This is a genomic window from Streptomyces sp. NPDC026062, from assembly GCF_055568375.1.
On record NZ_JBVHOQ010000002.1, the window covers coordinates 276,694 to 290,669 of the forward strand.

Sequence of the window (13,976 nt, forward strand, 5' to 3'; positions counted from 1 at the left end):
CTCCACCACGACTTGAGGAGTTCGACATGTCCGACGCGAACAACCGGGCGTTACGGGCCAAGGTGGCGATTGTCGGGATGGGCTGCCGCCTGCCCGGCGGAGCCTCGGACCACCGCACGTTCTGGCAGAACCTGGTGGCGGGCAAGGACTGCATCACGCCCACCCCGCCCGACCGGTACGACGTGGGGAGGCTCGCCAGCCGGTACCGCGACAAACCAGGACGCCTCGTCGGCGGCAGGGGCGGATACATCGACGGTTTCGACGAGTTCGACCCCGCGTTCTTCGGTATCAGCCCCCGTGAGGCCGACCATATGGACCCGCAGCAGCGCAAGCTGCTCGAAGTGGCCTGGGAAGCCCTGGAGGACGGAGGGCAGCGGCCCGCCGATCTCGCGGGCGGCAATGTCGCCGTCTACGTCGGGGCGTTCACCCTGGACTACAAGATCCTGCAATTCGCCGACCTGGGCTTCACCTCGCTGGCGGCCCACACCGCGACCGGCACCATGATGACGATGGTGTCGAACCGCATCTCGTACTGCTTCGACTTCCGCGGTCCCAGCCTGTCCGTCGACACCGCGTGCAGCTCCTCCCTGGTCGCCGTCCACCTCGCGTGCCAGGCGCTGAACAACGGGGAGAGCGACCTCGCACTGGCCGGCGGCACCCTGCTGCACATGGCCCCGCAGTACACCATCGCCGAGACGAAGGGCGGATTCCTGTCGCCCGAAGGCCGCTCCCGTACGTTCGACGCCGCCGCGGACGGTTACGTACGCGCCGAAGGCGTCGGCCTGGTCGCGCTGAAACGGCTGGACGACGCGGTACGGGACGGGGACCGGATCCACGCGGTCATCCTCGGCAGCGGCGTCAACCAGGACGGCCACACCAACGGCATCACCGTGCCCAACCCCGACGCCCAGGTCGACCTGATCCGCAGGGTCTGCGCCGAGGCGGGCATCACTCCCGGAGACCTCCAGTACATGGAGGCGCACGGCACCTCGACCCCGGTCGGCGACCCGATCGAGGCGAACGCCCTGGCCCGCGCGCTGGCCATCGGGCGGTCCCCGGGCGCCCGCGCCTACGTCGGCTCGGTCAAGACGAACATCGGCCACACCGAATCCGCCGCCGGGATCGCCGGCCTCATCAAGACCGTCCTGAGCCTCAAGCACCGCACGATCCCGCCCCACATCAACCTGAAGAACCTCAACCCCGCCATCGACCCCGCGACGCTGCCCTACGAGATCCCCACCCGGCCGACCGACTGGCCCGAACACGAGGGACCCGCCCGCGCGGGCGTGAACTCCTTCGGCTTCGGCGGCACCAACGCGCATGTCGTCCTGGAGGAGGCACCTCCCAGGACCCGCCCCGCACCGCCCGCCCGGCGGTCCTGGAGCATCCTGCCGCTCAGCGCCCGCAACCCGGACGCCCTCAAGGAGATGGCGGCCGGGATCCGCGGCGAACTCGCGGGCGACAACGGCCCGGCCGTGGTCCTCGACGACCTCGGCCACACCCTGGCCCACCGCCGCCAGCACCTGCCCGAACGGCTGTCCGTCGTCTACTCCTCGGCCGCCTCCCTCGACGAGGCCCTGGCCGCCCACGAGCGCGGCGAGCCCCACCCCCGTGTGGTCCACGGCCGTGCCCGGGAGTCCGCCGACCGGAAAGCGGTCTGGGTCTTCACCGGAATGGGCCCCCAGTGGTGGGGCATGGGCCGCCAACTCCTGGAGAGAGAACCGGTCTTCCGTGACGCCGTCGCCGCCTGCGACCGGGCGATGCGAGAGTTCGCCGACTGGTCCCTCATCGAGGAGATGACCGCCGACGAGTCCGTCTCCCGAATGAGTGAGACCTGGCTCGCCCAGCCCGCGAACACCGCCGTGCAGATCGGCCTGGCGGCCCTGTGGCGGTCCTACGGGGTGCGCCCGGACGCCGTGGTCGGCCACAGCACCGGCGAGATCGCCGCGTTCCACGCCGCGGGCGTCTACTCCCTGCGGGACGCGGCCAGGATCGCCGTCCACCGCAGCCGCCTCCAGCAGACCCTGGCCGGCACGGGCACCATGCTTGCCGTGAGCCTGTCCGAGGACGAGGCGGAGCGCCGTATCCGCCCCTACGACGACCGGGTCTCCGTGGCAGCCGTCAACAGCCCCACCGCGATCACCCTGGCCGGGGACAAGGCGGCTCTCACCCTGCTCGCCGAGGAACTGCGCGCCGAGCAGCAGTTCGCGAAGTTCCTCACCGTGGAAGTCCCGTACCACAGCGTCGGCATGGAACGGATCAAGGACGAACTTCTGGACGCGCTCGCCCCGTTGGAGCCGAATCCGGTCCAGGCGCCGCTGTACCTCACGGGCATGGAGGGAACCGCCCGGGGCGAGGAACTGGACGCCGCCTACTGGTGGAGGAACGTCCGCGACCGGGTGCGCTTCCGCTCGGCGGTCGATCGGATCGCCGGTGACGGTCACCACGTCTTCCTGGAGATCGGTCCCCACCCGGTCCTCGGCCACGCGATCCGCGAATGCCTCGACACCACCGGCACATCCGGTCTCACCCTGCCGTCTATCCGCCGCCGGGAGGATGAGAGCGAGCGCTTCGCCGCCTCCCTCGGCCGGCTCCACACCCTCGGCGTCCCCGTCGACTGGAAGCTGCTCCAGCCCGCCGGCCGGCCGGTCACCCTGCCCCGCCACCCCTTCCGGCGCGACCGCCACTGGACCGAACCCCGCCCGGTCGCCCAAGTCCGCCTCGGCGACCACGACCACGCCCTTCTCGGGCGTCGCACGGACGCCACGGAACCCACCTGGCAGGCCCGTCTGGACACCGAGGACCTGCCCTACCTCGCCGACCACCGCATCCAGGGCACCGTGGTCTTCCCCGCCGCCGGCTACGTGGAGATGGCGGCCCAGGCCGTCCTGCGGCTCACCGGCGGCACCACGGCCGTCCTCGCCGACATCGAGCTGCGCAAGGCTCTCGTCCTGCCCGACGGCGAGGACCGGACCGTCGAGGTGTCACTCTCCCTGGAGAACGCCGCCTTCACCATCGCCTCCGCGACCGGGAACGACGGGGAGCGGGCCGTGCACGCCAGAGGGATCGTCCGCACCGGGCAGCGCCGCCGCACCACCCCGCCGCTCGACGCCCCCACGATCCGGGCCCGCAGCCTGCGCCACCTCGAAGGCCCCGACTGCTACACCGCGCTGGCCGCTCTCGGCTACCACTACGGCCCCGCCTTCCAAGCCGTCGAAGAGGTCTGGATCGGCGACGGGGAAGTCCTGGCCCGGATCCGGCCGCCCCGCGCGATCGGCGGCGACGCCGCGGTCCACCACCTTCACCCCGTCCTCCTCGACGCCTGCTTCCAGACCCTGCTGACCCCGCTCATCCTCGAAGGTCCCGCCCGGGACACCGGGATCAGGCTGCCGCTCTCGCTGGACGAGGTCGCCCTCGAACCCATCGGCGACCAGCCGTTCTGGGCCCACGCCACCCTGCTCCCCGGCAACGCGGACACCACCCTCGGCGACATTGCCCTGTACGCCGACGACGGCACATCGCTGGGCCGCGTGCAGGGCTTCCGCGCCGTCGACGTGCAGAAGGCCGCCACCGCCGTCGCCCGCACCACGATCGACTCCTGGCTCGCCGAACCCGTCTGGACCGACTGCCCGCCGCTGCCCGCCCGCGACACCGTCACCGTCACCGAGCCGGGAACTCCCGGACCCGGCACCGTACGGAACGAGCCGTCCGGGACGGACGGCGTACCGCACCCGGCGCGGCCGGACGGACCCGAGGAAGCCGCGCGGGACCACGGATGGCTGGTCCTCGCCGACGCCGGGGGCGTCGCGGACGCCTTCGCCGCCCTGGCCGCCGCCCGGGGCGAACGCTGCCGCTCGGTCCGCAGGGGCCAGGCCTACGCCGCGTCCGCCGACGGCTCCACGTACACCGTCGACCCGGTGTCCGACTCCGATCTGCGCCGCCTCTTCGCCGACCTCGACCGCGACGGCGGCCCCTTCCGCGGGACCGTCCTGCACCTGTGGAACCTCGACGCCCCCGCCCTCGCGGAGTGCGACCGGACCGCCCTGCGCGACCACACCGGCGCGGGCGCCTACTCCTTGATCGCCCTCGCCCGGCTGCTGTCGGCCCGAGGCGGCGGAGGCCGCCTGCACATCGTCACCCGGGGCGCCCAGCCCGCACTGCCGGGCGAGGGACCCGAACCCCTCGGGGCGCCCGCCTGGGGCATCGGCCGTGTCCTGCGGCACCAGGAGCTGATCGGACATCCCGGCAAGATCGTCGACCTCGACCCCCGGCGGCGGTCAGGCCCCGAAGGCGACCGGGCCGACGCCGAGGCGCTTCTCGCCGAGGCCCTGAGCGACGACGAGGAGGAGATCGCCCTGCGCGACGGTGGCCGCCGCACGAGCCGCCTGCGCCCGGCGGAGTCCCTGACCCGGCCGTTGCCGCTGCGCCTGCGGCCGGACGGCAGCTACCTGGTCACCGGCGCTTTCGGAGCGCTCGGCCGACTGCTGTGCCGCACCCTCGTACGCCGCGGGGCCCGCAGGCTCGTCCTGGTCGGGCGCACCCCCGTCCCGTCCAGGGAGAAGTGGGCCGGCACCGACCCCGCCACAACCGAGGGCAGGGCCGTGAACCTTCTCCGCGAGCTGGAGGCACTCGGAGCCCAGCCCGTCCTCGCGACCTTCGACATCACCGACGAGGACGCGCTGGCCGGCTGGCTCGACGCTCACCGGCACAGCGGGGCGCCGCCGATCCGAGGGGTGTTCCACCTGGCCGGCCAGGTCCGTGACACGCTGGTCGCCGACCTCGACCGGGCCGACTTCGACGCCGTCCACGACCCCAAGACCGTCGGCGCCCACCTCCTGCACCGGCACCTGCGGGACGAACCTCTCGAACACTTCGTACTCTTCGCCTCGATCGCCTCCCTGCTGACCACGGCAGGCCAGACCAACTACGCTGCCGGGAACGCCTTCCTGGACGCCCTCGCCCACCACCGCCGCGCCCAGGGACTGCCCGCGCTCAGCCTCGACTGGGGTCCCTGGGCCACCGGGATGATCGAAGAACTCGGCCTGGTCGACCACTATCTGCACAGCCGGGGCATGAGCTCGCTGTCACCGGACGCCGGCATGGCCGTCCTGGAGCGCGTCATCGGCCAGGACCACGCCCAGCTCGTCGTCGCCACCGTCGTCGACTGGCCCGCCTTCCTCGCCTGGTACCCCTCCCCGCCACCGCTGGTCGCCGACCTCGCGGCAGCCGCCGCCCCGAGCCGCGACGCCGCCTCCGGCAACGGGTTCCTCGACACGTTCCGCGCCGCGGACGCGGAGACCCGCCGCACGCTGGTCGCCGAACGGTTCGCCGCGCTCTCCGCCACCGTGCTGCGCACCGGCGCCGACCGGATCGACCCCGCCACCGGTCTCGGCGAACTCGGCCTCGACTCACTCCTCGCCATGGAGTTGCGGGCCCGCATCCACGCCGAACTCGGCGTCACCCTGCCCGTGGTCGCCCTGCTCAGCGGCACCCCGGCCGGGGAACTCGCCGCCCAGCTCCACGACGGCCTCAGCGCCCTGGCCTCGGCCGAAGGCTCCGACGGGGCGGCGGGAGCCGTCGAACTCCACACGGACGAGCGGAGTTACCCGCTGACGCAGAACCAGAAGGCGCTCTGGTTCCTCAAGCACCTCAACCCCGACGGGTACGCCTACAACATCGGCGGGGCCGTCGAGGTCGACGTCGCCCTCGAACCGGACCTGATGTTCGAGGCCGTCCGCCGCCTCATCGCCCGCCACCCGGCGTTGCGTACCAACTTCCACCTGGTGGACGGGCAGGCCGTGCAGCGGTTCTCCGAGGACGGCCCGAGCGACCTCGCCCTCTTCGACGTCCAGGGCGAGGACTGGGAAAGCATCCACGCGACGATCGTCCAGGAGTACCGCAAGCCCTACGACCTCGCGCAGGACCCCCTGGTCCGCTTCCGTCTCTTCAAGCGGGGACCGGACCGCTGGATCATCATGAAGGCCGTCCACCACATCGTCTCCGACGCCATTTCCACCTTCACCTTCATCGAGGAACTCCTCGCGGTGTACGAGGCGTTGCGCCGCAACCGTGAACCGGAGCTGCCGCCGGTCAAGGCCCGCTACCTCGACTTCCTCAACCAGCAGAACGCGTTTCTGGCCGGGCCGGAGGCGGCGGGCATGCTCGCCTACTGGCGCTCCCACCTGCCGGCCGAGGTCCCTCTCCTGGCGCTCCCCGTCGACAAGCCCCGCCCGGCGGTCCAGACCCACAACGGGGCCTCCGAGTTCTTCGTCCTCGACGCCGCGCTCAGCGCCCGCGTCCACGCCCTGGCCCGCGCCCACGGCGTCACCCCGTTCATGGTGCTGCTCAGCGCCTACTACCTCCTGCTGCACCGCTACTCCGGGCAGGACCACATCGTCGTCGGCAGCCCGGTGACCGGCCGCACCCGGCAGGACTTCGCCTCCGTCTACGGCTACTTCGTCAACCCGCTCCCGCTCCACGCCGATCTGTCCGAGGACCCGGCCGTCGCCGAACTGCTGCAGCAGGTCCGCCGGACCGTGCTCGGCGGTCTGGACAACCAGGAGTACCCCTTCGTACTCCTCGTCGAGGAGCTGGGCCTCCAGCACGACCCCAGCCGCTCCGCCGTCTTCCAGGCGATGTTCATCCTGCTGACTCACAAGGTGGCCACCGAGCAGTACGGATACCGGCTGGAGTACATCGAACTACCTGAGGAGGAGGGGCAGTTCGACATAACACTGTCTGCCTACGAGGACGAGGCGGAGGGCCGCTTCCACTGCGTTTTCAAGTACAACACCGACCTCTTCCTTCCCGAGACCATGCGCCGCATGGCCGCCCACTACACCCGGCTCCTCGACGGGATGACCCTCGCGCCGGGCGAACAGGCGACCTCCCGACTGGAGATGCTCGACGAACGGGAGAGGGAACAGCTCCTCGATGGGTGGAGCCGCCCGGAACCGCCGTCCACCGGGTCCGCCGAGGAAGAGCCCTTCACCCCGGTGCAGACTCTCATCGGCCGCGCCGCCGCGGAACACCCCGCCGCCGTCGCCGTGACCATGCCCTCCCTGCGCGGCGAGGCGTACCGGCTGACCTACGCGGAGCTGGACCGGCAGGCCGATGACACCGCTGCCCGGCTCCGTACGCTCGGCATCGGCGAGGGCTCGGTGGTCGTGCTGTGCCTGCCGAAGTCGCCCGAGCTGATCACCGCCCTGCTGGCCGTACTCAGGACCGGCGCCGCCTACCTCCCGCTGCGGCCCGACCAGCCCCCGGACCGGCTCGCCCACCTCGTATCGGCCACCGGCGCGGAACTCGTCGTCGTCGCGGACGACGCCGGGCCGGAGCAGACCGGGACCCTGACCGTCCCGACGCTGTCCCTCACCGGCCTCGCCGGCACCGCCCCGCATCCGGACGGACCGACGGCCGGGACCTGCCCCGACTCGCCCGCCTACATCATCACCACCTCCGGCTCCACCGGCCGCCCGAAGGCCGTACGTGTCAGCCACCGCAACCTCGCCTCCGCATACGCGGCCTGGCGGCAGGAGTACCGGCTGGAGACCGAGGTCCGGGTGCACCTCCAGATGGCCGAGCCGTCCTTCGACGTGTTCACCGGAGACCTGGTGCGCGCCCTGTGCTCGGGCGGCACCCTCGTCCTGGCCGACCGTGACCTTCTCTTCGACACCACGCGCCTCTACCGCACGATGCGCCAGGAACGCATCCAAGGTGCCGAGTTCGTCCCCGCCGTCGTCCGCGGCCTGATGGACCACTGCGCGCGGGAAGGGCTGCGGCTGGACTTCCTGCGACTGCTGGTGGTCGGCTCGGATGCCTGGAGCGTGGGGGAGTACCGCCGGCTGGCCGAGCTGTGCGGACCCGGCACCCGCCTCATCAACTCCTACGGCCTCACCGAGGCCACCATCGACAGTGCCTGCTTCGAAGGGCCCGCCGACGATCTGGAGGCCGGCGCCATGGTCCCCATCGGCCGGCCCCTCCCCAACAGCACCCTCCACGTCCTCGACACCCACGGCGAACCGGTACCGCCCGGGGTGCCCGGTGAACTCTGGGTCGGCGGACAGGGCGTCGCCCTCGGCTACGCCGGAGACCCGGAGCAGACCGACGAACGATTCGTCACCCGTGTCCTCGGCCGCGCCGCCGATGCCCGCCCCGAACGCCTCTACCGCACCGGCGACATCGCCCGCTGGGACGCCCACGGCCGGGTCCACCTGCTCGGCCGGACCGACGGCCAGGTGAAACTGCGAGGCCACCGCGCCGAGATCGGCGAGATCGAGGCCCACCTCGTCCAGTGGCCCGCGCTCGCCAGGGCCGTCGTCACCGTACGCCCCGACACGGGGGGAGACCCGGCGCTCTGCGCCTACTGCGTGACCGCGCCCGGCGCCGCGCTGGATGTCCGGGCCCTGCGCCGCCACCTGGCCCGCTCGCTGCCCTCGTACATGATCCCGTCCCACTTCGTCGAACTGGCCGCCCTGCCGCTGACGGCCAACGGCAAGGTCGACACGGCCGCCCTGCCCGCGCCCCGGGCCGAGGCGGGGAACCGGCCCCACGAGGAACCGGTGACCCTGTACGAGATCAGTGTCGCCCGGCACTGGAAGACCCTCCTGGGACGCGAACAGGTCGGGCTGGAGGACGACTTCTTCGAACTCGGCGGCAGCTCGATCAAACTCATCGAGCTCATCCACCACCTGCGGACCGAGTTCGGCGTCGGCGTCCCCGTCAGCAGGCTCTACCAGGTCACCACCCTCCACGGCATGGCCGCCACCGTCGAGGACGTGCTCCACGGCACCAGCGCCGACGAACTGCCTTTCCTCACCTTCAACGCCGGACAGCGCCCCGCCCTGTTCTGCTTCCCGCCCGCCGGCGGCCACGGGCTCGTCTACCGGGGGCTGGCCGCTCACCTTCCCGACCACACCGTCATCGGCTTCAACTACCTCCCCGGCCAGGACAAGACCGCCCGGTACGCCGACCTGATCGAGACCGCGCAGCCCGAGGGCCCCTGCCTGCTCCTGGGCTACTCCCTGGGCGGCAACCTGGCCTTCGAGACCGCCAAGGAGCTGGAACGCAGGGGCCGCCGCGTCGGCCACGTCGTCATCCTCGACTCCCGCCGCATCCTCACCGCCCATGAACCGGACGCCTCCGGCATCGCCGCCTTCGAGAGCGAACTCGCCGAGCACCTGCGCAAGCACACCGGCTCCGATGCCGTCGCCCGCGAGACCCTCGCCCACGCCGCCGAATACCTCGCCTTCTGCGGCCGCACCCCCAACACCGGCACGGTCGCCGCGACCGTCAGCGTGATCACGGACGAGGACAAAGCCGCCCTCTACGCAGCCGGGGAACACGGCACCTGGCACGGCAGCTCCACCACCGCCACCGCCGCATTGCGCGGCTCCGGCGCCCACGCGGACATGCTCGACGCCAAGCACCTGGCCCGCAACGCCGAACTGGTGCGCTCCGTCCTGACAGGAGAGCCGGCCCATGGCGGATGACGACGGCAGCGACTGGACCAGCAGGGAACGCACTCCGGGCACCCCGCCCCGCGTCATCGTCATCGGCGCGGGGGTGGCCGGCCTCGCCACCGGCTGCTACGCCCAGATGAGCGGAGCCAGGACCCGTGTCTTCGAGAAGCATGTGCTGCCGGGCGGCTGCTGCACCGCATGGTCGCGCGACGGGTACCTCTTCGACTACTGCATCGAGTGGCTCATCGGCACCGCCCCGGGTAACGACGCCCACCAGGTGTGGAGCGAACTCGGAGCGCTGGACGGCAAGTCGGTGACCAACTTCGAGCTGTTCAACAAGGTCGAGGACGAACACGGGCGGTCGGTCACCTTCTACAACGACCCCGACCGGCTGGAGGCCCACCTCCTGGAGCTCTCGCCCGCCGACGCCCCCCACATCCGGGCCTTCACGCGGGACCTGCGGCGCTTCATCGACATCGAGCTCTACCCGTTCCTGACCGCGCCCGCCCTGCGGACCGTACGGGAGAGGGCCGAGACCCTGCGTACGGTGCTCCCCGCCTTCCGGCTGTTCTGGCGGACCGCGGCCACCCCGATGCACGTCTTCGCCGACCGGTTCCAGGACCCGCTGCTGCGCAAGGCGTTCCGTAACATCTTCTTCCAGGACCCGGAGGGCTTCCCGCTGCTGCCGTACCTCTTCAACATGGCGGCCGCCCACCACGGCAACGCGGGCTTCCCGCAAGGCGGTTCGCTCGGCCTCGCCCGCTCCGTCGAGGAGCGCTACCGCAACCTGGGCGGCACGGTCACCTACCGGGCCCGCACGGAACGGATCCTTGTCGAGAACGACCGGGCGATCGGCGTCGAACTCCGCAACGGGAAGAGGTACTTCGCCGAACACGTGGTCTCCGCCTGCGACGGTCACACCACGGTCTACGGCCTCCTCGGCGGCCGGTACACCGGCCCCCGCATCGACAAGCTGTACAGCGACCTCGTGCACCGCCCCGGCGCCCTCTTCCCCGCCGTCGTCTCCGCCTTCGTGGGCCTGCGCGGCGACCTGGCGCCGGACGAGGCGCACAGCACCACCCACCTTCTCGGCCCGGACGACGCGAGCCGCCTGCCCGGAGCGCTCCAGGACAGCCTCGTCGTGCAGGCACGCTCCCGGTACTCCGGGGGCTTCGCCCCGCCGGGCCACTCCGTCCTGCACTGCACCTACTTCAGCGACTACGCACACTGGAAGGACCTGCGTACCCGCAACCGCAAGGAGTACCGCCTGCGCAAACGCGAAGTCGCCGACTTCGTGCGGGACTTCCTGGAACGCCGCACCCCCGGCATCGCCGACCGCATCGTCGTCACGGAGGTCGCCACCCCTGCCACGACCCACCGCTACACCGGAAACCGGGGCGGCTCCATCCTCGCCTGGAAGGCGTTCTCGGAGGCCGACGACATCGCGGCACGGCTCGTCGGCAAGGACCGCATGCGACTGCCGGGCCTCAGCGGCTTCTCCATGGCCGGCCAGTGGATCGGCATGGGCGGCCTGATCCGCGCGGCCTCCACCGGACGCTTCGCCGTCCAGTACCTCTGCCGCGAACTCGGCCTGGAATTCCGGGCCTGGGAGAGCGAGGGAACCGAGCCGTGGCACCCCCGGCAGCTGGGACACCTGCCCCAGCTGGACCGGTGGTCGGCACGGGAGAGGGAGGACTCATGAGGCGCGACACGAACCGGACCCGGCCGGGCACCCGCCCCCGGGAGACCATGATCATCATCGGCGCCGGACTCGGCGGCCTCTCCACCGGCTGCTACGCCCAGATGAACGGTTACCGGACCCGCGTCCTGGAGATGCACGAGATGCCCGGCGGCTGCTGCACGGCCTGGGAGCGCGGCGGCTTCACCCTGGACGCGTGCGTCAGCTGGCTCCTCGGCAGCGGCCCCGGCAACGAGATGCACCAGATCTGGCTGGAGCTCGGCGCCCTCCAGGGCAAGGAGATCCGGCACTTCGACGTCTTCAACATCGTGCGCGGCACCGACGGCCGGGCCGTCCACTTCTACTCCGACCCGGACCGGCTCGAAGCCCACCTCGTCGCCCTCTCGCCCGCCGACGCCCGGCTGGTGCGGAAGTTCTGCGCGCAACTGCGCAGCTTCCGCAAGGCACTCGCGGTCTACCCGTTCCTCAAGCCCGTCGGGCTGATGGGACACCGGGAGCGCTGGCGGATGCTCGCCTCGTTCCTGCCCTACTTCAACGCCGTCCGCACCACCATCACCGTCCTGATGACCGACTTCTCGGCGAAGTTCAAGGACCCGCTGCTGCGGGAGGCGTTCAACTTCATCCTGTACGAGAAGCATCCGGCCTTCCCCGTCCTTCCGTTCCACTTCCAGCTCGCCTCGCACGCCAACCTCTCCGCGGGCGTCCCCGAAGGCGGCTCCCTCGGGCTCGCCGAGTCGATCGAGGCCCGCTACCGGAGACTCGGCGGCGATGTCTCGTACAACACGAAGGTCGAGTCGGTGATCGTCGAGGACGACCGGGCGGTCGGCGTCCGGCTCAGTGACGGCGCCGAACTGCGCGCCGACATCGTCGTGTCGGCCTGTGACGGCTACACCACGGTCATGAAGCTCCTGGGGGGCGAGTATCTCGGCGAGGACTACCGCAGGCTCTACACCGAGACCATCCATGAACCCGGCATGGTCTTCCCCGGCTACTTCACGCTCTTCCTCGGCCTCTCCCGCCCCTTTCCCGAGGGCGACCCGTGTACGACTCACCTCATCGACGAGGCCATGGCGGCCGAGCTGACCGGCATCCGCCACCCGAGCATCAATGTCCAGTTCCGCAGCCGCCACTACCCCGAGCTGTCACCGGACGGCACCACCGTCGTCTACGCCACCTATTTCTGTGACATCGCCCCCTGGCGGGCCCTGGACGAGGGGCCCGAACAAGTCACCCGCGTGCGCGGCGGCCAGACGCTGCACACCCTTCCCGTACGGCACGGGCGCGGCTACTACGCGGCGAAACGCCGGGCCCGCGAGGGGCTCATCGGCTTCCTCGACCAGCGCTACCCCGGACTGCGGGAGGCGATCGTCGTCCGCGACGTCTCCAGCCCCCTGACCCAGGTCCGCTACACCGGCAACTACGACGGAACCGTCCTGGGCTGGCAGCCCTTCGTCGAGAGCGGCGAGACCCTCGAAGAGCTGATCAAGAAGCACGGCCCGGGGCTGCCCGGGCTGCGCGACTTCTACCAGTCCGGAGTCTGGGCCACCACCGGCGGTCTCATCCGGGCCGCCGCCGCCGGCCGTCACGTCATGCAGTTCATCTGCCGCGACGACGGTAAACCCTTCACCGCGTCCCTCGACCTCACCGCACCCCCGCCGACGCATCGCGTCATTCCCGTACCCGTTCGATCCGCCGCACCGACGGAGAGGAAGCCATGAAGATCGAGAAATGGGTGGTCCGCGAACACGTCGAAGGCGTCCCCGACGTGGGCCGTGTCTACGAGAAGGTCGTCGAGAACGTCGACGTCGCCCTCGCACCCGACGAGATGCTCCTGCGCACCCGGTACGTCTCCGTCGACCCCTACCTCCAGGGCATCGCCCTCGACACACCGGTCGGCGGGCACATGGGCGCCGACTCCATCATGGAGGTGGTGGAGGCGGGACCGGACGCCGCCCACCGCGTGGGCGACCTCGTCCAGGGCTTCGGCGGCTGGCGCACCCATGTCATCTCCACCGGCGCGGCCGAACTCTGGCAGACCGGCACCTTCCCCATGGTCTTCCCGGACTTCCGCAGGCTCGACCCCGGATGGTACGACGACGTCCTGCCGCTGCCGACGGCCCTCGGCGTGATGGGCGGCCCCGGCATGACCGCCTGGGGCACCCTCACCAAGTACATGACGATCAGCCCCGGCGACACCCTCGTCGTCAGCGGGGCCTCCGGCTCGGTCGGCTCCCTCGTCGGCCAGCTCGCCGCGCTCGAAGGGGCCCGGGTGATCGGCACCACCTCCTCACCGGAGAAGGCAGAGTTCCTTACCGGGCTCGGCTTCGAAACGGTGATCGTCTACCGGCACGGGGACAGTGCGGACACGGTCGGCGCCGCCCTGGCACAGGCCGCCCCCGACGGCGTCGACCGGTACTTCGACAACCTCGGCGGCACGGTCACCGACTCGGTGTTCCCCCTGCTCAACGTCGGGGCCCAGGTGGCGGTCTGCTGGCAGTGGGCGACCCAGGTGGGCAATGAGTATGCCGGCCCCAGGCTCCTGCCGTACCTGATGTTCCCGCGCGCCACTGTCCGCGGAATCTTCTCCATGGAATGGTTCACCGAAGAGAACTGGCGGGACCTGCACACCGAGCTGGGCGGCCGGGTCCGTCGCGGCGAGGTCGTCTACGACCACACCATGTACCACGGCTTCGACAACATCCCCGCCGCCTACGCCAGCCTCTACGCCGGACAGGCGGCCAACCGGGGCAAGGTCCTCGTCGCACTATGACCCCGCCCACGCCCCGTCCGCACCCCCGACGGCCTGCTCCAGGAGG

4 protein-coding genes are annotated in these 13,976 nt (G+C 71.3%); all 4 read left to right on the plus strand.

Annotation, left to right across the window (positions count from 1 at the left end):
• The first annotated feature begins 26 nt into the window (after positions 1–26).
• From ACZ4LX_RS02915 to ACZ4LX_RS02930, 4 genes are read left to right on the plus strand one after another with little or no spacing between them, the layout of a single operon-like run.
• Positions 27–9,491, plus strand: a complete 9,465-nt coding sequence (locus tag ACZ4LX_RS02915) for a non-ribosomal peptide synthetase/type I polyketide synthase (protein WP_467637647.1) — start codon at positions 27–29, stop codon at positions 9,489–9,491.
• Positions 9,481–11,163, plus strand: a complete 1,683-nt coding sequence (locus ACZ4LX_RS02920) for a phytoene desaturase family protein (RefSeq protein WP_467637650.1) — start codon at positions 9,481–9,483, stop codon at positions 11,161–11,163. Before ACZ4LX_RS02915 ends, ACZ4LX_RS02920 begins: the two co-directional genes overlap by 11 nt.
• A complete protein-coding gene (locus tag ACZ4LX_RS02925; protein ID WP_467637653.1) occupies positions 11,160–12,878 on the plus strand; it encodes a phytoene desaturase family protein in 1,719 nt (572 codons plus the stop codon). The genes ACZ4LX_RS02920 and ACZ4LX_RS02925 overlap by 4 nt, the downstream gene beginning before the upstream one ends.
• The gene (locus ACZ4LX_RS02930; RefSeq protein ID WP_467637656.1) at positions 12,875–13,930 is read left to right on the plus strand and encodes an MDR family NADP-dependent oxidoreductase; all 1,056 of its coding nucleotides are present in this window, start codon (positions 12,875–12,877) and stop codon (positions 13,928–13,930) included. The genes ACZ4LX_RS02925 and ACZ4LX_RS02930 overlap by 4 nt, the downstream gene beginning before the upstream one ends.
• Positions 13,931–13,976 lie beyond the last annotated feature (46 nt).

Excerpts from the sequence above, each read along its gene's own strand:
- ACZ4LX_RS02915 (WP_467637647.1), top strand. The coding sequence starts at position 27 with ATGTCCGACGCGAACAACCGGGCGTTACGGGCCAAGGTGGCGATTGTC.
- ACZ4LX_RS02920 (WP_467637650.1), top strand. The coding sequence starts at position 9,481 with ATGGCGGATGACGACGGCAGCGACTGGACCAGCAGGGAACGCACTCCG.
- ACZ4LX_RS02925 (WP_467637653.1), top strand. The coding sequence starts at position 11,160 with ATGAGGCGCGACACGAACCGGACCCGGCCGGGCACCCGCCCCCGGGAG.
- ACZ4LX_RS02930 (WP_467637656.1), top strand. The coding sequence starts at position 12,875 with ATGAAGATCGAGAAATGGGTGGTCCGCGAACACGTCGAAGGCGTCCCC.